18 protein-coding genes are annotated in these 20780 nt (G+C 42.4%); all 18 read left to right on the forward strand.

What is annotated here, in order from left to right; all coding sequences use genetic code 11:
- Positions 1–75: 75 nt before the first annotated feature.
- The 18 genes from gyrA to topA all read left to right on the forward strand — a co-directional run bounded on the left by gyrA (position 76) and on the right by topA (position 20704).
- Positions 76–2544: a DNA gyrase subunit A gene (gyrA, locus tag AB2B49_RS07410; protein WP_001154049.1), complete on the forward strand. Its 2469-nt coding sequence runs from the start codon at positions 76–78 to the stop codon at positions 2542–2544.
- On the forward strand, positions 2544–3299 hold the full coding sequence (locus AB2B49_RS07415; RefSeq protein ID WP_071851945.1) for a class A sortase: 756 nt from the start codon (positions 2544–2546) through the stop codon (positions 3297–3299). The genes gyrA and AB2B49_RS07415 overlap by 1 nt, the downstream gene beginning before the upstream one ends.
- 198 nt (positions 3300–3497) lie before the next feature.
- Positions 3498–4295 carry a formate/nitrite transporter family protein gene (locus tag AB2B49_RS07420; protein WP_320692037.1) on the forward strand — a complete coding sequence of 266 codons (798 nt, stop codon included), beginning with the start codon at positions 3498–3500 and terminating at the stop codon, positions 4293–4295.
- A gap of 150 nt (positions 4296–4445) precedes the next feature.
- Positions 4446–5726 carry an O-acetylhomoserine aminocarboxypropyltransferase/cysteine synthase family protein gene (locus tag AB2B49_RS07425; protein ID WP_033585385.1) on the forward strand — a complete coding sequence of 427 codons (1281 nt, stop codon included), beginning with the start codon at positions 4446–4448 and terminating at the stop codon, positions 5724–5726.
- A 95-nt stretch (positions 5727–5821) separates the two neighbouring features.
- A complete protein-coding gene (locus AB2B49_RS07430; protein WP_049505921.1) occupies positions 5822–7096 on the forward strand; it encodes a DUF2130 domain-containing protein in 1275 nt (424 codons plus the stop codon).
- Positions 7097–7107: 11 nt separating this feature from the next.
- Positions 7108–7986 (forward strand): tRNA pseudouridine(55) synthase TruB, encoded by an 879-nt coding sequence (gene truB, locus AB2B49_RS07435; protein ID WP_049505976.1) that lies wholly within the window; start codon positions 7108–7110, stop codon positions 7984–7986.
- A gap of 113 nt (positions 7987–8099) precedes the next feature.
- Complete coding sequence (gene udk, locus AB2B49_RS07440) at positions 8100–8738, forward strand: uridine kinase (RefSeq protein WP_042902181.1); 639 nt, start codon at positions 8100–8102, stop codon at positions 8736–8738.
- A 128-nt stretch (positions 8739–8866) separates the two neighbouring features.
- Positions 8867–10207, forward strand: a complete 1341-nt coding sequence (xseA, locus tag AB2B49_RS07445; RefSeq protein WP_049505918.1) for an exodeoxyribonuclease VII large subunit — start codon at positions 8867–8869, stop codon at positions 10205–10207.
- A complete protein-coding gene (locus AB2B49_RS07450) occupies positions 10185–10397 on the forward strand; it encodes an exodeoxyribonuclease VII small subunit (RefSeq protein WP_049505917.1) in 213 nt (70 codons plus the stop codon). Before xseA ends, AB2B49_RS07450 begins: the two co-directional genes overlap by 23 nt.
- Positions 10394–11269: a polyprenyl synthetase family protein gene (locus tag AB2B49_RS07455; RefSeq protein ID WP_049505915.1), complete on the forward strand. Its 876-nt coding sequence runs from the start codon at positions 10394–10396 to the stop codon at positions 11267–11269. The genes AB2B49_RS07450 and AB2B49_RS07455 overlap by 4 nt, the downstream gene beginning before the upstream one ends.
- Complete coding sequence (locus AB2B49_RS07460) at positions 11262–12077, forward strand: TlyA family RNA methyltransferase (protein WP_049505913.1); 816 nt, start codon at positions 11262–11264, stop codon at positions 12075–12077. Before AB2B49_RS07455 ends, AB2B49_RS07460 begins: the two co-directional genes overlap by 8 nt.
- Complete coding sequence (locus AB2B49_RS07465; RefSeq protein ID WP_049505912.1) at positions 12070–12501, forward strand: arginine repressor; 432 nt, start codon at positions 12070–12072, stop codon at positions 12499–12501. The genes AB2B49_RS07460 and AB2B49_RS07465 overlap by 8 nt, the downstream gene beginning before the upstream one ends.
- A gap of 6 nt (positions 12502–12507) precedes the next feature.
- Entirely contained in the window at positions 12508–14175 is a 1668-nt protein-coding gene (gene recN, locus AB2B49_RS07470) for a DNA repair protein RecN (RefSeq protein ID WP_320692038.1), read from the forward strand.
- Entirely contained in the window at positions 14176–14904 is a 729-nt protein-coding gene (locus AB2B49_RS07475) for a metallophosphoesterase family protein (RefSeq protein ID WP_049505909.1), read from the forward strand.
- Between the two features lie 78 nt (positions 14905–14982).
- Complete coding sequence (gene lepA, locus AB2B49_RS07480) at positions 14983–16806, forward strand: translation elongation factor 4 (protein WP_049505907.1); 1824 nt, start codon at positions 14983–14985, stop codon at positions 16804–16806.
- 140 nt (positions 16807–16946) lie between these two features.
- On the forward strand, positions 16947–17570 hold the full coding sequence (locus AB2B49_RS07485; protein ID WP_000734769.1) for a hypothetical protein: 624 nt from the start codon (positions 16947–16949) through the stop codon (positions 17568–17570).
- 80 nt (positions 17571–17650) lie between these two features.
- Entirely contained in the window at positions 17651–18499 is an 849-nt protein-coding gene (gene dprA, locus AB2B49_RS07490; RefSeq protein ID WP_000705328.1) for a DNA-processing protein DprA, read from the forward strand.
- Between the two features lie 117 nt (positions 18500–18616).
- Positions 18617–20704 carry a type I DNA topoisomerase gene (topA, locus tag AB2B49_RS07495; RefSeq protein ID WP_320692039.1) on the forward strand — a complete coding sequence of 696 codons (2088 nt, stop codon included), beginning with the start codon at positions 18617–18619 and terminating at the stop codon, positions 20702–20704.
- Positions 20705–20780: the final 76 nt, after the last annotated feature.

The raw sequence follows: 20780 nt of genomic DNA on the forward strand, positions 1-20780 counted from the left end.
TTCCAAAGACTGAAATGATCTACACTTTATGGTATAATATATCTAATTACTAATAGTGAAATGAGGCATTTATGAATGCAGGATAGAAATTTAGTGAATGTCAATCTGACAAAGGAGATGAAGACCAGCTTTATCGACTACGCCATGAGCGTTATCGTCGCGCGGGCCCTTCCTGATGTTCGAGATGGCTTAAAACCTGTTCACCGTCGTATTCTTTATGGAATGAATGAACTAGGTGTTACACCAGACAAACCTCATAAAAAGTCAGCCCGCATTACAGGGGATGTTATGGGTAAATACCACCCACACGGAGATTCCTCTATTTACGAAGCCATGGTTCGTATGGCTCAGTGGTGGAGCTACCGTTACATGCTTGTTGATGGGCATGGAAACTTTGGTTCTATGGACGGGGACGGTGCTGCCGCGCAGCGGTACACTGAGGCACGTATGAGCAAGATTGCTCTTGAAATGCTTCGTGATATCAATAAAAACACCGTTGATTTCGTAGATAACTACGATGCTAACGAACGTGAACCCTTGGTTTTGCCAGCTCGTTTTCCAAACCTTTTAGTCAATGGGGCAACTGGTATCGCTGTTGGGATGGCAACCAATATTCCACCTCACAACTTGGGTGAAACCATTGATGCAGTGAAGTTGGTTATGGATAATCCTGAAGTGACGACTAAGGACTTGATGGAAGTCTTGCCTGGTCCAGATTTTCCGACTGGTGCTCTTGTTATGGGGAAATCAGGGATTCATAAGGCTTATGAGACTGGTAAAGGTTCCATTGTCCTTCGTTCTCGTACAGAGATTGAAACCACTAAGACGGGTCGTGAGCGTATCGTTGTAACGGAATTCCCTTATATGGTTAATAAAACCAAGGTACATGAGCATATTGTTCGCTTAGTTCAGGAAAAACGAATTGAGGGCATTACAGCCGTACGTGATGAGTCCAACCGTGAAGGCGTTCGCTTTGTAATCGAGGTTAAACGCGACGCGTCTGCCAACGTTATCCTTAACAACCTCTTCAAGATGACCCAGATGCAAACCAACTTTGGTTTCAACATGCTCGCGATTCAAAATGGCGTGCCAAAAATCTTGTCCCTTCGTCAAATTTTGGATGCTTATATCGAGCACCAAAAAGAAGTGGTTGTTCGCCGTACTCGTTTTGACAAGGAAAAAGCAGAAGCGCGTGCGCACATCTTAGAAGGTCTTTTAATTGCACTTGACCATATCGACGAAGTGATTCGTATCATTCGTGCCAGTGAAACAGATGCGGAAGCGCAAGCTGAGTTGATGAGCAAATTCAAGCTTTCTGAACGTCAAAGTCAAGCTATCCTTGATATGCGTCTTCGTCGTTTGACAGGATTGGAACGTGATAAGATTCAGTCTGAATATGATGAATTGATTGCCTTGATTGCAGATTTGGCTGATATTCTTGCCAAACCTGAGCGCGTGGCGCAAATCATCAAAGAGGAATTGGACGAAGTCAAACGCAAGTTTGGTGACAAGCGTCGTACGGAGTTGATGATCGGAGAAGTCTTAACTCTTGAAGATGAAGATTTGATTGAAGAAACGGATGTCTTGATTACCCTATCTAACAAGGGCTATATCAAACGTTTGGACCAAGGTGAGTTCACTGCTCAAAAACGTGGTGGCCGTGGAGTTCAAGGTACGGGAGTTAAGGATGATGACTTTGTGCGTGAGTTGGTTTCAACCAGTACCCATGATCATCTGCTCTTCTTTACCAATAAAGGACGCGTATATCGACTAAAAGGTTATGAAATCCCTGAATACGGTCGCACCGCTAAGGGCTTGCCAGTTGTCAATCTTTTGAAGTTGGACGAGGGTGAAAGCATTCAGACCATTATCAATGTTGAGTCTGAACGTAGTGATGACGCCTATCTCTTCTTCACAACCCGTCACGGTATTGTGAAGAGAACCAGTGTTAAAGAGTTCGCTAATATTCGTCAAAATGGACTTAAAGCTTTGAATCTTAAGGATGAAGACGAATTGATTAATGTCTTGCTGACAGAAGAAGATACGGATATTATCATAGGTACCAAGTTTGGTTATGCCGTTCGCTTTAATCAATCAGCTGTTCGTGGCATGAGCCGTATCGCGACAGGTGTCCGAGGAGTCAATCTTCGTGAGGGTGACACAGTAGTTGGTGCTAGCGTGATTACAAACCAAGATGAGGTTCTTATCATCACTGAAAAAGGATATGGTAAACGTACACTTGCTACTGAATATCCTACAAAAGGCCGTGGTGGTAAAGGGATGAAGACGGCCAATGTTGCTGAGAAGAATGGTCCTCTGGCAGGTCTCCTCACTGTTAAGGGGGATGAAGACCTGATGATTATCACAGATACAGGTGTCATGATCCGTACAAATGTTGCCAATATTTCACAAACGGGACGCTCAACTATGGGAGTTAAGGTGATGCGTCTAGATCAGGATGCTAAGATTGTGACCTTTACAACGGTTGCGGCGGCAGAAAAGGAAGAAGTTGGGACTGAAATTGAAACAGAAGGTGAAGCATAATGTCTCATAAAAAAACGAAAAATAAAAAGAGTAAGAAAAACAAGCGCAGAAATCTATTTATCAATATTTTAGCGGGTTTCTTAATTCTTTTATCGCTAGCTTTAATTTTTAATTCAAAGATTCGTGATCTCTTTTTGGTCTGGAATACCAATAAATACCAAGTCAATCAAGTCACTAAGGAAAATATAGATGAAAATCTAAAAACCGAAGGGAATTTTGATTTTGACTCTGTTAAGTCTATTTCATCTGAAGCTGTATTGGCTTCACAATGGGATGCTCAGAAACTTCCCGTTATTGGAGGTATTGCTATTCCTGAAGTGGAGATTAACTTACCGATTTTTAAAGGGTTGGATAATGTAAACTTGTTCTACGGAGCAGGGACCATGAAACCAGATCAAAAAATGGGAGAAGGGAACTATTCTCTAGCCAGTCACCATATCTTTACTGCTGAAAATGCCAGTCAAATGCTCTTCTCACCTTTGGTCAATGCCAAAGCAGGTATGAAAATTTACCTGACGGATAAGGATAAAGTTTATACTTATGAGATTACAGAAGTTAAACGTGTTACACCAGACCGTGTAGATGAAATCGAAGATCGTGATGGCGTAAAGGAGATTACTTTGGTTACCTGTGTTGATTATAATGCGACCGAGCGTATAATCGTCAAAGGAATCTTTAAAGAATCAAAAGCTTATTCTGAGACTTCTGAGGATATTTTGAAGGCCTTTAATCAACCGTATAGACAACGTTATTAAGAATGAATGAACCAGTGAAGTGCTATTTTACTGGTTTTTATGTTAACAAAATAGGATCAAAATAGTTCTTATGAAAAAGGACAGGAAGGCTTAGGATAAAGATTTTTAAGATAAATATTTTAGAATTTTACAGAAAACGCTTTCTAGAAAACAAGAATTATGTTATAATTATCACAAATAAAAGTTTAGGAGTTTTTTATGGTCTCTTCAGAATTTATTTCAAAGATTGAATTTGCTTGCAAGAAGAAAGAAAGTCTTTATAGCCAAAGTAAGTTTAAGTATGCGATTCGTTCCATGTTTGCAGGTGCCTTTTTAACATTTAGCACGGCTGCGGGTGCAGTTGGGGCTGACTTGATAAATAAAATCGCACCAGGTAGTGGTCGCTTCCTTTTCCCATTCGTTTTTGCTTGGGGATTGGCCTACATTGTTTTTTTTAATGCTGAACTGGTAACTTCAAACATGATGTTCTTGACAGCTGGTAGTTTCTTGAAAAAAATCTCTTGGAGAAAAACAACTGAGATTTTACTTTACTGTACCTTGTTCAACCTTATCGGTGCTTTGATAGCAGGTTGGGGCTTTGCTCATTCGGCAGCCTATGCACATCTGACTCACGATAGTTTCATTTCAGGGGTTGTAGAGATGAAGTTAGGCCGTTCAAATGAGCTGATTTTGCTTGAGGCTATTTTAGCCAATGTCTTCGTAAACATTGCTATTCTTTCCTTTGTTTTGGTGAAAGACGGAGGCGCCAAACTTTGGCTTGTCTTATCAGCAATTTACATGTTTGTATTCTTAACAAACGAACACATTGCTGCGAACTTTGCTTCTTTTGCGATTGTTAAGTTCAGTGTTGCAGCAGATTCAATTGCTAATTTTGACATACCTAATATTCTTCGTCACTGGGGTGTAACCTTTGTCGGAAACTTTATCGGAGGAGGTCTCTTGATGGGCTTGCCTTACGCCTTCCTCAATAAAAACGAAGATACTTATGTCGATTAAAGAAATGAGCACGAGTGAATCGTGCTTTTTTGTTTGATGTGTAAGACTAGTCATAGTTGTTCCTTATATCAAAATATAGAAAAACGGTATTGGAAAAGACTAGCCCAAGATGATACAATATCCCTAATGAAGCTATTTGGAGGTCGTCTTATGACTCGTGATTTTAAATTTGAAACCCTACAATTACATGCTGGGCAAGTAGTTGATCCGGCAACTAAGTCTCGTGCAGTACCGATTTATCAAACAACATCCTTCGTTTTTGATGACACGCAAGAAGGTGCCGATTTGTTTGCCTTGAGAAAACCAGGGAACATTTATACTCGTATCACAAACCCTACAACAGCAGCCTTTGAGGAAAGAATTGCTGCTCTTGAAGGTGGTGTTGGAGCACTAGCGACAGCATCAGGGATGGCTGCTGTAACCTACACTATTTTGGCGCTTGCTCACGCAGGTGACCATGTGGTGGCTGCGTCAACTATTTACGGTGGTACTTTCAATCTCTTGAAAGAAACCCTTCCTCGTTATGGGATCACAACAACCTTTGTCGATGTGGATAATTTGGAAGAAGTGGAAGCAGCTATCAATGACAATACAAAGCTTGTCTTGATTGAAACCTTGGGGAATCCCTTGATTAACATTCCTGACTTGGAAAAATTGGCTGAGATTGCGCATAAACACCAGATTCCTCTCGTTTCTGACAACACTTTTGCCACACCATATTTGATTAACGTCTTCTCTCACGGTGTAGATATTTCCATTCACTCAGCAACTAAGTTTATCGGTGGACATGGTACGACTATTGGAGGAGTGATTGTCGATAGTGGTCGTTTTGACTGGGCAGCTTCAGGGAAATTCCCTCAATTTGTTGAGGAAGATCCAAGTTACCACAACTTGAGCTATACTCGTGATGTGGGTGCAGCAGCCTTTATTATCGCTGTTCGTGTTCAATTGCTCCGTGATACAGGTGCTGCCTTGTCGCCATTTAATGCCTTTCTCTTGCTCCAAGGGCTTGAAACTCTCTCTCTTCGTGTTGAACGTCACGTGCAAAATGCAGAGAAAATTGTTGATTTCCTTGTCAACCATCCTAAGGTAGAGAAGGTAAATTATCCAAAACTAGCTGACAGTCCATATCATGCCTTGGCTGAGAAATATTTGCCAAAAGGTGTTGGTTCAATCTTTACCTTCCATGTCAAAGGTGGAGAGGCAGAAGCCCGCAAGGTGATTGATAATTTGGAAATCTTCTCTGACCTTGCAAACGTGGCAGATGCCAAATCTCTTGTTGTCCATCCTGCGACAACCACTCACGGTCAATTGTCAGAAAAAGACCTAGAAGCAGCAGGTGTCACACCCAACCAAATCCGCTTGTCTATCGGACTTGAAAATGTAGAGGATTTGATTGAAGATTTGCGCTTGGCCTTGGAAAAAATTTAAAGTAAAAGAAGATAAACAGTGGGTCTCGACTCACTGTTTTTGATTTTCCCTCAGGCATGATATAATGGATAAAGAAGTCTAGAAAGAGGAACGATATGAACGAAATCAAATGTCCCAACTGTGGGGAAGTCTTTACAGTAAATGAAAGTCAGTATGCCGAACTTCTGTCTCAAGTGAGAACAGCAGAGTTTGATAAGGAACTACATGATCGGATGAAGCAGGAACTGGCCTTGGTTGAGCAAAAGGCCATGAATGAGCAACAGTCTAAACTAGCTCAAAAAGACCAAGAAATTGCGCAATTACAGAGTCAAATCCAAAACTTTGATACAGAGAAAGAACTGGCTAAGAAAGAGGTTGAACAAACCAGTCATCAGGCTTTATTGGCAAAGGATAAGGAAGTACAGGCCTTGGAAAACCAATTGGCTACCTTGCGTTTAGAGCATGAAAACCAACTCCAAAAGACTCTCTCTGATTTAGAAAGAGAGCGTGATCAGGTCAAAAATCAGCTCCTCTTGCAAGAAAAGGAAAACGAGCTGTCTTTGGCTTCTGTTAAGAAAAATTACGAAGCTCAGCTCAAGGCAGCCAGTGAGCAAGTCGAATTTTATAAGAATTTCAAAGCCCAACAATCCACAAAAGCTATCGGGGAAAGTTTGGAACAGTATGCAGAGAGTGAGTTTAACAAGGTTCGTAGTTTTGCCTTTCCAAATGCCTACTTTGAGAAGGATAACAAGGTTTCTGCGCGTGGTTCTAAGGGAGACTTTATCTTCCGTGAATGTGATGAAAATGGAGTGGAAATTATTTCCATCATGTTTGAGATGAAAAATGAAGCAGATGGAACGGAGAAGAAGCACAAGAACGCGGATTTCTATAAGGAATTGGACAAGGACCGTCGGGAGAAAAACTGTGAGTATGCTGTGTTGGTGACCATGTTAGAAGCAGATAACGACTACTTTAACACAGGGATTGTTGATGTCAGCCACGAGTATGAAAAGATGTATGTGGTCCGTCCTCAATTCTTTATTCAGTTGATTGGGCTCTTGCGTAATGCAGCGCTTAATTCACTTAAATACAAGCAAGAGTTGGCCTTGGTTCGAGAGCAAAATATCGATATTACACATTTTGAGGAAGATTTGGATGCCTTTAAACTAGCCTTTGCCAAAAACTACAACTCTGCTTCTACCAACTTTGGAAAAGCAATCGATGAAATCGACAAGGCCATCAAACGGATGGAGGAAGTCAAAAAGTTCCTAACCACATCTGAAAACCAACTCCGCCTCGCTAATAACAAATTGGAAGATGTTTCAGTCAAAAAATTGACCCGAAAAAACCCAACTATGAAAGCGAAATTTGAAGCGCTGAAGGGGGAGTGAAAAAGCAAGACATGAACGGTATTATCAATTTAAAAAAAGAAGCGGGGATGACCTCGCATGACGTAGTTTTTAAGCTGCGTAAGATTTTGGGGACAAAGAAAATCGGTCATGGTGGGACCTTGGATCCGGATGTAGTGGGTGTTTTGCCTATTGCGGTGGGCAAGGCGACCCGCATGGTCGAGTTTATGCAGGATGAGGGCAAGGTCTATGAGGGGGAAATCACTCTCGGCTATTCAACGACGACCGAGGATGCTAGTGGGGAAGTAGTCGCAGAAACTCCTGTTTTGTCGCCCTTGGATGAAATCATTGTCGATAAAGCCATTGCGAGCCTGACTGGGCCTATTACTCAGATTCCGCCTATGTACTCGGCTGTCAAGGTTAATGGTCGCAAGCTCTATGAGTATGCACGTGCAGGTCAGGAAGTGGAGCGTCCAGAACGTCAGGTGACCATTTATCAATTTGAGCGGACGAGCCCGATTTCTTATGAGGGCGAACTCGCACGATTCACTTTTCGTGTAAAATGCAGTAAAGGGACTTATATCCGTACCTTGTCAGTTGACTTGGGAGAGAAGCTGGGTTATTCGGCCCATATGTCCCATTTGACTCGGACGAGTGCAGCAGGTTTACAGTTAGAAGATGCCTTGACTTTGAATGAAATTGCTTCAAAAGTGGAGGCTGGGCAACTGGACTTTCTCCATCCTCTAGAGATTGGTACGGGGGACCTTGTCAAAGTTTTCCTAACTCCAGAAGAGGCTACAGAAGTGCGGTTTGGACGTTTTATCGAGCTAGACCAAACAGAACAAGAATTGGCTGCTTTTGAAGGTGATAAATTGCTTGCCATTTTAGAAAAAAGGGACAATTTCTACAAACCAAGGAAGGTTTTTAGCTAGTTTAACTGGAGTGTGGGGATAGATTTGTGTTTCCCCTAGACTATCCAAATCAGACTATAAATTTTGCAAAAAATGTGATAGAATAGACGACGGATAAAAAAACGGAGGATAGCATGCAAAATAGACCAATCATTATCGGAGTGACAGGTGGTTCTGGTGGAGGTAAGACCAGTGTTTCAAGAGCCATTTTATCTCACTTTCCTGATGAAAAGATTTCCATGATTGAGCATGATTCATACTACAAGGATCAGTCTCACTTGACTTTTGAAGAGCGTGTCAAAACCAACTACGACCATCCATTTGCCTTTGATACAGATCTGATGATCGAGCAGATTAAAGAATTGTTGGCAGGGCGCCCGGTGGACATCCCGACTTATGACTATACAGCGCATACACGGAGTAGCAAGACCTATCGTCAGGAGCCTCAAGATGTCTTTATCGTTGAGGGGATTTTGGTCTTGGAGGACAAGCGCCTGCGCGATTTGATGGATATCAAGATTTTTGTGGATACGGATGATGATGTGCGCATTATTCGTCGTATCAAGCGTGATATGGAGGAGCGTGGCCGTAGTCTTGATAGCGTTATTGACCAGTACTTAGGTGTAGTTAAACCTATGTATCACCAGTTTATCGAGCCGACCAAGCGTTATGCGGATCTCGTCATTCCTGAAGGGGTCAGCAATACAGTTGCTATCGACCTTTTGACCACCAAAATTGCAAAGATTTTGGAAGAAGCACGAAACAGCAAATAATCAGATGAGGAGGCCTAGCCTCCTTTTTCTATTTTTCCTTTAGTTTCAGTAGGAAAAAGGTGATTTTTAAGCATGTTTTTGGTATAATAATACCCATGGAAAAGCAAGAAAATGAATAGTAGGTGGAGATGGAAAAGTATTTATCGGTAACAACTTTGACCAAGTATCTGAAGATGAAATTCGATAAAGACCCTTACTTGGAACGGGTCTATTTAACTGGTCAAGTTTCCAACTTTCGTAAACGACCTACTCACCAATATTTCTCCTTAAAAGATGACCATGCAGTTATTCAAGCGACCATCTGGTCAGGGATCTATCAGAAATTAGGTTTCGACCTCGAAGAGGGAATGAAGATCAATGTAATTGGGCGTGTGCAGGTTTATGAACCGAGTGGGAGCTACTCTATCATCATTGAGAAGGCTGAGCCTGATGGGGTTGGGGCGCTTGCAATTCAGTTTGAACAACTCAAGAAAAAATTGACGGAAGAAGGTCTGTTTCAAGAACGTTTCAAGCAACCTCTTCCCCAGTTTGCTAAGCGAATCGGTGTGGTAACCAGTCGCAGCGGAGCCGTTATTCGAGATATTATCACGACCGTCAGCAGGCGTTTTCCTGGTGTTGATATCCTTCTCTATCCGACCAAGGTACAAGGTGATGGAGCTGCTGAGGAAATTGCTCGAAATATTGCACGTGCCAATCAACGTGAGGACATAGATGTTCTCATCATTGGTCGTGGTGGGGGTTCCATTGAGGATCTCTGGGCTTTTAACGAAGAGATCGTGGTACGGGCTATTTTTGAATCCCGTTTGCCAGTCATCTCTAGTGTGGGGCATGAGACAGATGTGACCTTGGCGGATTTTGTGGCAGATAGACGGGCTGCGACGCCAACAGCTGCGGCTGAATTGGCAACGCCTGTGACCAAGTTGGATCTCTTGAGCCATTTGCAAAATCAAGAAAAACGGATGGCGACAGCAGTTCAGAATGTCCTGTCAAGAAAAAAAGAAGCTCTGAAAAACTGCAGTCAGTCAGTCATCTTTAGACAACCAGAGCGCTTGTATGATGGTTATTTGCAACGCTTGGACCAACTGCAACTGCGATTAAAACAAAGTTTGCGAACACGGATTTCTGATAACAAACAGCTAGTCCAAGCAAGGACGCATCGACTAGTACAGTTATCACCTGTTACCAAAATCCAGCGTTATCAAGACCGTCTAGGTCAGTTGGACAAGCTCCTACGCAGCCAAATGGCGCTGGTTTATGATGCCAAGGTTGCTGAGGTCAAGCGACTTTCGGAAGCATTGTTGATGTTGGATACCAGTCGAATTGTGGCGCGTGGTTATGCTATTGTCAAAAAAGAAGAGTCAGTAGTAGACTCGGTTGAGAGTTTGAAGAAAAAAGATCAAGTAACGCTTTTGATGCGAGATGGTCAAGTAGAATTAGAGGTTAAAGATGTCAAAACAAAAGAAATTTGAGGAAAATCTAGCAGAACTGGAGACCATTGTCCAAAGTTTGGAAAATGGTGAAATTGCTTTAGAAGATGCAATTGCGGCCTTTCAAAAGGGCATGGTCTTGTCAAAAGAGCTCCAAACAACGCTGGACAAGGCTGAAAAGACCTTGGTTAAGGTCATGCAAGAAGACGGAACAGAAAGTGATTTTGAATGAAGAAGCAAGAAAAATTATCTCTTGTCGAGTCTGCCTTGGAAGATTTTTATGGAGACCAGCAGTTTGCCTCTAGTTTGCGAGAGTCTGTTCTCTATTCCATTCATGCTGGTGGCAAGCGTATTCGGCCTTTTCTCTTGTTAGAAGTTTTGGAATCCCTGAGAGTGGTTATCCAACCAGCTCACGCGCAGGTGGCTGCGGCTTTGGAAATGATTCATACAGGAAGCTTGATTCATGATGATCTTCCTGCCATGGATGATGACGATTATCGTCGGGGGCGTTTAACCAATCATAAGAAATTTGGCGAAGCTATGGCAATATTGGCAGGAGACGCCTTGTTCCTAGATCCCTATGCCTTGATAGCGCAGGCAGATTTACCAAGTCAGATCAAGGTGGATTTGATTGCCAATTTATCCCTTGCTTCAGGGAGTCTAGGTATGGTGGCAGGGCAGGTTTTAGATATGGAAGGCGAACACCAGCATTTATCCTTGGAAGAACTTCAGACCATTCATGCCAATAAGACTGGAAAATTACTAGCTTATCCTTTCCAAGCAGCTGCTATCATTGCGGAATTGGAACCAGAAATCCAAGCAAAATTGAAAACTGTGGGTGAATTGATTGGGCTGGCCTTTCAAGTCAGAGATGATGTGCTGGATGTAACAGCTAGTTTTGAGGAAATCGGCAAGACTCCACAAAAGGATTTGCAGGCTGAAAAATCAACCTATCCAGCCTTGCTGGGTTTGGAGGAGGCCATTGCCTTTTGTAACCAAACCTTGGATCAAGCTAATGCCAAGTTAGAAGAAATTGCCCAGCAAGTCAGCTTTGAAACAGAGCCGATTGTGAAAGTAGTAGAAAGTTTGAGAATCAATGGCTAAGGAAAGAGTGGATGTACTAGCTTATAAACAGGGCTTGTTTGAAACGCGAGAACAGGCCAAGCGCGGTGTAATGGCAGGTCTAGTCGTAGCAGTCCTTAATGGAGAACGCTTTGACAAACCAGGAGAGAAAATCCCAGATGACACTGAGCTAAAACTCAAGGGTGAAAAACTCAAGTATGTCAGTCGAGGTGGTCTAAAACTAGAGAAGGCCTTGCAGGTCTTTGATTTGTCAGTGGAGGGAGCAACCACGATTGATATTGGGGCTTCCACTGGAGGATTTACTGATGTCATGTTGCAAAATGGTGCTGAGTTGGTCTTTGCAGTTGATGTTGGCACCAATCAGTTGGCTTGGAAATTACGTCAAGACCCTCGGGTTATCAGCATGGAGCAGTTTAATTTTCGTTATGCTGAAAAGACTGATTTTGAGCAGGAACCAAGCTTTGCCAGTATTGATGTGAGTTTCATTTCCCTCAGTCTGATTTTGCCTGCTTTGCATCGTGTCTTGGCTGATCAAGGTCAGGTGGTGGCACTTGTCAAACCCCAGTTTGAAGCAGGTCGTGAGCAGATTGGGAAAAATGGAATCATTCGAGATGCCAAGATTCATCAAACTGTCCTTGAATCTGTCACTGCTATGGCAGTTGAACAAGGTTTTTCAGTGCTTGGTTTGGACTTTTCTCCCATCCAAGGTGGACATGGAAACATCGAATTTTTAGCATATTTGAAAAAGGAAGAGGGAGCAAGTAACCAAGTTGCCCCTGAAATAGAAAAAGTTGTAGAGAGAGCGCATAGAGAATTTAAAGATGAATAAAAAAGAGAGACTTGAAAAAATTAGAAGATTTGTTACGGATTATCAAATCGGGACTCAGGAAGAAATCGTTGAGCATTTGAAGGAAGCAGGTATTTCTGCTACGCAAGCCACTGTCTCAAGGGACATCAAGGAGCTTGGGATTGTTAAAATTCCTTTGAAGAACAACACTTATATCTATGAATTGCCAAAATCAATTGTTAAGAGTTTGCAGTTAGCTGAGGACAATATTGTGAGTTCTGAGTTAATGGGAAATATGATCAACCTTGCTGTCATTCCTGGAAATACTATTTTTGTGAAGAGTCAGTTGGTTGAAGCATTTTCTGAACAGATTTTTAGCTGTCTAGCTGATGATGATTCTATCTTAATTGTAGCTAGAACAGCAGATGCAGCTGAAGAAATTGTTGAACAAGTCAAAAAATGGTAGGTCAGTATGTTACTTGAAATTTCGATAAAAAACTTTGCCATTATTGAGGCGATTTCCCTCAATTTTGAAAAGGGTATGACTGTTTTAACCGGGGAAACGGGTGCTGGAAAGTCTATCATTATCGACGCTATGAATCTCATGTTGGGGGCTCGTGCAACGACAGACGTTATTCGTCACGGTGCGCCAAAGGCAGAGATTGAGGGGCTTTTCTCAGTTGAAAATAGTCGCCTTTTACAGGAACTTTTTGATGAGCAAGGTTTGGAAATGGGTGATGAAATTATCATCCGGCGTGAAATTCTGCAAAATGGTCGTAGTGTTAGTCGCGTGAATGGCCAGATGGTCAATCTTTCTGTCTTGCGTGCTATTGGGCAACACCTTGTGGATATCCATGGTCAGCATGACCAAGAAGAGTTAATGCGTCCTCAACTGCATATCCAGATGTTGGATGAGTTTGGTGATGCTGCTTTCTTGGACTTGAAGGAGACCTATCAGACGAGCTTTGATGCCTATCGCAAAATGCGCAAGCAGGTTTTGGAAGTCAAGAAAAACCAGCAGGAACATAAGGCTCGTATTGAGATGTTGGAATTTCAAATGGCAGAGATTGAGGCAGCGAACTTACAGGCTGGTGAAGACTTAGCTCTCAACCAAGAACGAGATAAACTCCTCAATCATAAAAATATTGCGGATACGCTAACCAATGCCTACAGTATGCTGGACAATGAGGAATTCTCCAGTCTTGCTAATGTCCGTTCAGCCATGAATGACATGGAAAGTGTTGAAGAATACGACCCTGAATACCGTGAAATTTCAAGTTCTCTGTCTGAGACCTACTATGTTTTAGAAGATATTACAAAGCGTTTGGAAGATATTATTGAGGACTTGGATTTTGATGGCAATCGTCTCATGCAGGTTGAAAATCGCTTAGACCTTATAAATACTATTACACGCAAGTACGGTGGAACTGTGGACGATGTTTTGCTTTATTTTGCCAAGATTACGGAAGAGTACAATCTCTTGACTGGAAATAATCTTTCTTCCGAAGATATGGAAGCAGAACTCAAGAAATTGGAAGTTAATCTTGTCGATTTGGCAGGGCAACTTGCATCAGCTCGTCATGATTTGGCCCAGCAGCTTGAGGCTGAGATTAAACAAGAACTTCAGGATCTCTATATGGAGAAGGCACAGTTCCAGGTTCGCTTTAGCAAGGGCAAATTTAGTCGTGAGGGGAATGAAACAGTCGAGTTTTATATTTCCACCAACCCAGGTGAGGACTTTAAGCCTTTGGTCAAAGTTGCGTCCGGTGGGGAATTATCCCGTCTCATGTTGGCTATCAAGTCTGCCTTTTCTCGTAAGGAAGGCAAGACCAGTATTGTCTTTGATGAGGTGGATACGGGAGTTTCAGGTCGTGTAGCCCAGGCCATTGCTCAAAAAATTCATAAGATTGGCCAGCATGGTCAGGTTCTTGCTATCTCTCACCTTCCACAAGTGATTGCCATCGCGGATTATCAATTCTTTATTGAGAAGATTAGCGATGAGCACTCAACGGTGTCGACGGTTCGCCTTTTGACTTTAGAAGAGCGAGTAGAGGAAGTAGCTAAGATGTTGGCTGGGGAAAATGTAACTGAAGCTGCCCTTACCCAAGCCAGAGAATTATTGCAAACGAGGATGAAATAAATGACAGACTATTATGTAATTGGAGATGTCCATGGAAAAGCAGTTATGCTGGAAGATCTTCTCAAAACATGGGATGGTCAAACTCAGTTGCTCTTTCTAGGGGATTTGATTGACCGTGGTGAAGACAGTCGCCGTGTTCTAGAGATGGTCAAAGACTTGGTCGACAATCAAGGAGCTATTTGTTTATCAGGTAATCATGAGTATATGTTTCTGACTTGGCTCGATGACCCAGAAGAAAGCTATGACCATTATCGTCGCAATGGTGGTGATACAACCATTAACTCAATTTTAGGTCGTCCCTTGGATGCACCAGTTGATGGCGTAGAAGATGCCAAACGGGTTGCGACAGAAGCAGCAGACTTGGTCGAATTTATTCGTCAAATGCCATTTGTAGTAGAGACAGACAAGTATATCTTTGTTCATGCGGGTATTGATTTAACTTTGGATGATTGGCATGAAACCACAGATTACAAGAAAGTCTGGCTCAGAAAACCATTCCACGAAGCCGAAAATCATACTGGGAAAACCATTGTCTTTGGGCATACACCAGTTTATGGCTTACTGAAGCAAGACCGAGGTACAGCTGAGCTTTGGATAACAGAGGATGGCAAGATTGGCATGGATGGAGGAGCTGTCTATGGTGGTGTCCTTCATGGAATCGTCTTTACAGACCAAGGAATGACAGAACACCACTTTATCGAAAATGATGGTTTTGTTGCCGAAGATTAGTACTCCTAGCAGGGTATGGTCTTGTCAAAATGTTAAAAACAATTTATAATTAATAGATACCCTGAAAGGAAGAGCATCATGAACTTAGAAGAATTGAAGAAACGACAGGAGAAGATTCGGAACTTCTCTATTATCGCCCATATTGACCATGGGAAATCAACCCTAGCAGACCGCATTTTGGAAAAGACGGAGACGGTTTCTAGTCGTGAAATGCAAGCCCAACTTCTGGATAGTATGGATCTTGAGCGTGAACGTGGGATTACCATTAAACTCAATGCCATTGAGCTTAATTACACTGCGAAAGATGGTGAGACCTATATTTTCCACTTGATTGACACGCCAGGGCACGTGGACTTTACCTATGAAGTGTCGCGTTCGCTAGCTGCCTGTGAAGGAGCAATTTTGGTGGTTGATGCGGCCCAAGGGATTGAGGCGCAAACTCTTGCTAACGTTTATTTAGCCTTGGATAATGATTTGGAAATTCTGCCAGTCATTAACAAGATTGACCTTCCAGCAGCCGATCCAGAGCGTGTGCGTACAGAGATTGAGGATGTCATCGGACTGGATGCCAGCGAAGCGGTCTTGGCTTCAGCCAAAGCTGGTATTGGTATTGAAGAAATTCTTGAGCAGATTGTTGAAAAAGTGCCAGCTCCAACTGGTGATGTTTCAGCTCCATTAAAAGCCTTAATTTTTGACTCAGTTTATGATGCTTATCGCGGGGTCATCCTCCAAGTGCGTGTTATGGACGGAGTGGTCAAACCTGGCGATAAGATTCAGCTCATGAGCAATGGCAAGACCTTTGATGTGACGGAAGTTGGTATTTTCACGCCGAAAGCAGTAGGACGCGATTTTCTTGCAACTGGTGACGTTGGTTATATTGCGGCTTCTATCAAGACGGTTCAAGATACGCGCGTGGGTGATACAGTTACTCTAGCAAGCAATCCAGCAGCAGAACCGCTAGATGGATACAAGCAGATGAATCCTATGGTCTTTGCGGGTCTTTATCCAATCGAATCAAACAAGTACAATGACCTTCGTGAAGCCCTAGAAAAATTGCAACTTAACGATGCCAGCCTGCAGTTTGAACCAGAAACATCTCAGGCCCTTGGATTTGGTTTCCGTTGTGGATTCCTTGGACTTCTCCATATGGATGTTATCCAAGAGCGTTTAGAGCGCGAGTTCAACATTGACCTCATCATGACAGCTCCGTCTGTTATTTACAAGGTTAACCAAACTGACGGTGAATCTATGGATGTGTCTAACCCCTCTGAATTTCCAGATCCAACCAAGATTGCGACTATTGAAGAGCCGTATGTCAAGGCGCAAATCATGGTACCGCAGGAGTTCGTCGGAGCAGTTATGGAACTAGCTCAGCGCAAGCGTGGGGACTTTGTAACCATGGACTATATTGATGACAATCGTGTCAATGTCATCTATCAGATTCCACTTGCTGAAATCGTCTTTGACTTCTTTGATAAACTTAAATCTTCGACGCGTGGTTATGCAAGCTTTGACTACGAATTGTCAGAGTACCGCCCATCTAAGCTAGTCAAAATGGATATCCTTCTCAATGGTGATAAGGTGGATGCCCTCAGCTTTATCGTTCACAAGGATTTTGCCTACGAACGTGGGAAACTCATTGTGGATAAGCTCAAGAAAATCATCCCTCGTCAACAATTTGAGGTGCCAATTCAAGCAGCTATTGGGCACAAGATCGTGGCCCGTACTGATATCAAGGCCCTTCGTAAGAACGTACTTGCCAAATGTTATGGTGGTGACGTTTCTCGTAAACGTAAACTCCTTGAAAAACAAAAAGCTGGTAAGAAACGCATGAAAGCTATCGGATCAGTAGAAGTCCCACAAGAAGCCTTCCTTAGCGTCTTGAGCATGGATGAAGAATAGAAATAAAAAAACTCTTGAAGATTTTTCAAGAGTTTTTGCTTTAAATGAGAGTGATAAAATCGGAAGCTAACAGAATCGATTAGGTTAGAATTTGACAGAAGTCCTTATTTTTCTTATAATGCAGATGGAAAGGTGGTAGGATGAAAAAATTATTAATTTTAGGTACTGTAGTTACTGTTAGTGCTTTTTTAGCTTCATGCTCCAATAAATCGCAAACAGCAACCGAAGAAAGTTCGACTGCGGTTGTTAGTTCTTCAAGAAGTCAGGAAACGAATAGCACTAGTTCTGCTGTTTCTGAAGCGAAAAAGGAAGAGACGCAAATCATCGGTTCGAATGAATATGGATTTGTCAAGGTACCCAAATCATGGGTTCGATTCCATGAAGTAGAAGGTGGAAATGATATACAGTATTGTGATGGAACAGATATCAACATTGTTACGCTGAATACCTTTAAGGCTGAGCAGTTCAATATCAGCGAAGAAGAATATGCTAAACTGGATGTTGTGACTGTCTCATCTAGTATTTTAACTTCCAAAGAACAAAGCTCTGATTTCAGTAAGGTTTGGGGCTCCAAATCGACCATTGGAGGCTATGAAGCCTATGTTGTCAATGCAATTGCTAAGTCAGGGAAATACCTCGTTACCTGGGTTTTCCGATCAAATGATGGTAAAATCCGCTATGTTTCACTTGAAGGGGATGGGGAAACTTTAAAAACAATCTTACCGATGATTGAAAGTAGCTGGTCAACTACTAAATCTGAATAAATGAAAAAAGAAGATCCTTGGTCTTCTTTTTATTTTTTTTACGAATAGATAGATGAGTAGAAAAAGAAATGGAGTTGTATATGAAGATCACAAACTATGAAATTTACAAATTGAGAAAAGCTGGGCTGAGCAATCAACAAATTTTAACAGTTCTTGAATACGATGAGACTGTAGATCAGGAGCTCTTGCTAGGTGATATTGCAGAAATATCTGGGTGTCGTAATCCTGCTGTCTTTATGGAACGCTATTTCCAGATAGATGATGCACAGTTGGAGAAGGAGTTTCAGAAATTTCCATCCTTTTCTATTCTTGATGACTGTTATCCTTGGGATCTGAGTGAGATTTATGATGCTCCAGTGCTCTTGTTTTATAAAGGAAATCTAGACCTGTTGAAATTTCCAAAGGTTGCTGTTGTAGGGAGTCGTTCATGTTCTAGTCAGGGAGCAAAATCGGTTCAGAAAGTCATTCAAGGTTTGGAAAACGAGTTAATCGTTGTCAGTGGTTTAGCCAAAGGGATTGATACAGCTGCCCATATGGCTGCACTCCAGAATGGAGGAAGAACGATTGCCGTCATTGGAACAGGATTGGATGTTTTTTATCCCCGAGCCAATAAACGTTTGCAGGAACACATTGGCAATCACCATTTGGTACTTAGCGAGTACGGACCTGGTGAAGAACCCTTGAAATTTCACTTTCCAGCTCGTAATCGCATCATTGCTGGCCTTTGCCGTGGCGTTATTGTAGCAGAGGCAAGGATGCGTTCTGGTAGTCTTATCACCTGTGAGCGAGCTATGGAGGAAGGGCGTGATGTTTTTGCCATTCCAGGAAACATTTTAGATGGCCATTCAGATGGCTGTCACCACCTGATCCAAGAGGGAGCAAAGCTGATTAGCAGTGGCCAAGATGTGTTGGCTGAGTTTGAATTTTAAGGAGAAATTTCTTCACTCAGATAAACTTTTCTTCTATATATAGGACTTAGGTCTTGACAGCTATAGAAAAATGGTTTACACTTTATAAAGTTTATTACTTTGAAAAGGTGTGATAGTGTGGCTACGGCAACAAAGAAGAAAAAATCAACAGTTAAAAAAAATCTAGTCATCGTGGAGTCGCCTGCTAAGGCGAAAACGATTGAGAAATATCTAGGCAGAAATTACAAGGTTTTAGCCAGTGTCGGGCATATCCGTGATTTGAAGAAATCCAGTATGTCAGTCGACATTGAAAATAACTATGAACCGCAGTATATCAATATCCGAGGCAAGGGTCCCCTCATCAATGATTTGAAAAAGGAAGCTAAAAAGGCCAATAAAGTCTTTCTTGCGAGTGACCCGGACCGCGAAGGAGAAGCAATTTCCTGGCATTTGGCCCACATTCTCAACTTGGATGAGAATGATGCCAACCGTGTGGTCTTTAATGAAATCACCAAAGACGCAGTAAAAAATGCCTTTAAAGAACCTCGCAAGATTGATATGGACTTGGTCGACGCCCAACAAGCTCGTCGTGTCTTGGACCGCTTGGTAGGGTATTCGATTTCGCCTATTTTGTGGAAAAAGGTCAAGAAGGGCTTATCAGCAGGGCGGGTGCAGTCTGTTGCCCTTAAGCTCATCATTGACCGTGAAAATGAAATCAATGCCTTCCAACCAGAAGAATACTGGACAATTGATGGTGTCTTTAAGAAGGGAACCAAACAATTTCAAGCTTCTTTCTATGGTATGAATGGCAAAAAGATGAAATTGACCACCAACGAAGAAGTCAAAGAAGTCTTGTCCCATTTGACTAGCAAAGATTTCACAGTAGACCAGGTAGATAAGAAAGAGCGCAAACGCAATGCGCCCCTACCCTATACGACTTCAACCATGCAGATGGATGCGGCTAACAAAATCAATTTCCGTACTCGAAAGACCATGATGGTGGCCCAGCAGCTTTATGAAGGAATCAATATCGGATCAGGCGTGCAAGGTTTGATTACCTATATGCGTACAGACTCGACTCGTATCAGCCCTGTGGCTCAGAACGAAGCGGCAAGCTACATTAACAACCGTTTTGGTAGCAAGTATTCCAAGCATGGTAGCAAGGTCAAGAATGCCTCAGGTGCTCAGGATGCCCACGAAGCCATTCGTCCATCTAGTGTCTTTAATACACCAGAAAGCATCGCTAAGTACTTGGACAAAGACCAGCTCAAGCTCTATACCCTTATCTGGAACCGTTTTGTAGCTAGCCAGATGACGGGAGCTATTTTTGATACCATGGCTGTTAAGCTCTCTCAAAATGGGGTTCAGTTTGCGGCAAATGGTAGTCAAGTTAAGTTTGATGGTTATCTTGCTATCTACAATGACTCTGACAAGAACAAGATGTTGCCAGATATGGCTGTTGGAGATGTGGTCAAGCAGGTCAATAGCAAGCCAGAACAACATTTCACTCAACCGCCAGCTCGCTATTCGGAAGCGACTCTTATCAAGACCTTGGAGGAAAATGGGGTTGGACGTCCGTCAACCTACGCTCCGACAATTGAAACCATCCAAAAACGCTACTACGTTCGTCTGGCAGCAAAACGTTTTGAACCGACAGAACTGGGAGAAATTGTCAATAAACTCATCGTTGAATACTTCCCAGATATCGTAAACGTGACCTTCACAGCTGAGATGGAAGGAAAACTGGATGATGTCGAAGTTGGTAAAGAGCAGTGGCAACGTGTCATTGATGAATTTTATAAACCATTCTCTAAAGAGGTAGCCAAGGCTGAATCCGAAATGGAAAAAATCCAGATCAAGGATGAGCCAACTGGATTTGACTGTGAAGTTTGTGGCAGTCCGATGGTGATTAAGCTCGGTCGTTTTGGTAAATTCTATGCTTGTAGTAATTTCCCAGACTGCCGTCATACTCAGGCAATTGTCAAAGAGATTGGAGTCGAGTGTCCAAGCTGTCATCAAGGACAAATCATTGAACGCAAAACCAAGCGTAATCGTATCTTCTATGGTTGCAATCGTTACCCAGAATGTGAATTTACTTCCTGGGACAAACCAATTGGCCGTGATTGTCCAAAATGCGGACACTTCCTTGTGGAGAAAAAAGTCCGTGGTGGTGGTAAGCAGGTTGTATGTAGTAATGGCGACTACGAAGAAGAGAAAATTAAATAAAATGCAGAGTCCTGAAAATGAATTTCAGGCTCTTTTTACTTGAAACTTGACAAATTTCCCCCTTGTGTGCGAAACT

This window comes from Streptococcus jiangnanensis, assembly GCF_040888325.1.
GTDB classification, from domain to species: Bacteria; Bacillota; Bacilli; order Lactobacillales; family Streptococcaceae; genus Streptococcus; species Streptococcus jiangnanensis.

What these genes read in the sequence shown, in the direction of transcription:
- gyrA (WP_001154049.1), top strand. Translation starts at nt 76, where the DNA reads ATGCAGGATAGAAATTTAGTGAATGTCAATCTGACAAAGGAGATGAAG.
- AB2B49_RS07415 (WP_071851945.1), top strand. Translation starts at nt 2,544, where the DNA reads ATGTCTCATAAAAAAACGAAAAATAAAAAGAGTAAGAAAAACAAGCGC.
- AB2B49_RS07420 (WP_320692037.1), top strand. Translation starts at nt 3,498, where the DNA reads ATGGTCTCTTCAGAATTTATTTCAAAGATTGAATTTGCTTGCAAGAAG.
- AB2B49_RS07425 (WP_033585385.1), top strand. Translation starts at nt 4,446, where the DNA reads ATGACTCGTGATTTTAAATTTGAAACCCTACAATTACATGCTGGGCAA.
- AB2B49_RS07430 (WP_049505921.1), top strand. Translation starts at nt 5,822, where the DNA reads ATGAACGAAATCAAATGTCCCAACTGTGGGGAAGTCTTTACAGTAAAT.
- truB (WP_049505976.1), top strand. Translation starts at nt 7,108, where the DNA reads ATGAACGGTATTATCAATTTAAAAAAAGAAGCGGGGATGACCTCGCAT.
- udk (WP_042902181.1), top strand. Translation starts at nt 8,100, where the DNA reads ATGCAAAATAGACCAATCATTATCGGAGTGACAGGTGGTTCTGGTGGA.
- xseA (WP_049505918.1), top strand. Translation starts at nt 8,867, where the DNA reads ATGGAAAAGTATTTATCGGTAACAACTTTGACCAAGTATCTGAAGATG.
- AB2B49_RS07450 (WP_049505917.1), top strand. Translation starts at nt 10,185, where the DNA reads ATGTCAAAACAAAAGAAATTTGAGGAAAATCTAGCAGAACTGGAGACC.
- AB2B49_RS07455 (WP_049505915.1), top strand. Translation starts at nt 10,394, where the DNA reads ATGAAGAAGCAAGAAAAATTATCTCTTGTCGAGTCTGCCTTGGAAGAT.
- AB2B49_RS07460 (WP_049505913.1), top strand. Translation starts at nt 11,262, where the DNA reads ATGGCTAAGGAAAGAGTGGATGTACTAGCTTATAAACAGGGCTTGTTT.
- AB2B49_RS07465 (WP_049505912.1), top strand. Translation starts at nt 12,070, where the DNA reads ATGAATAAAAAAGAGAGACTTGAAAAAATTAGAAGATTTGTTACGGAT.
- recN (WP_320692038.1), top strand. Translation starts at nt 12,508, where the DNA reads ATGTTACTTGAAATTTCGATAAAAAACTTTGCCATTATTGAGGCGATT.
- AB2B49_RS07475 (WP_049505909.1), top strand. Translation starts at nt 14,176, where the DNA reads ATGACAGACTATTATGTAATTGGAGATGTCCATGGAAAAGCAGTTATG.
- lepA (WP_049505907.1), top strand. Translation starts at nt 14,983, where the DNA reads ATGAACTTAGAAGAATTGAAGAAACGACAGGAGAAGATTCGGAACTTC.
- AB2B49_RS07485 (WP_000734769.1), top strand. Translation starts at nt 16,947, where the DNA reads ATGAAAAAATTATTAATTTTAGGTACTGTAGTTACTGTTAGTGCTTTT.
- dprA (WP_000705328.1), top strand. Translation starts at nt 17,651, where the DNA reads ATGAAGATCACAAACTATGAAATTTACAAATTGAGAAAAGCTGGGCTG.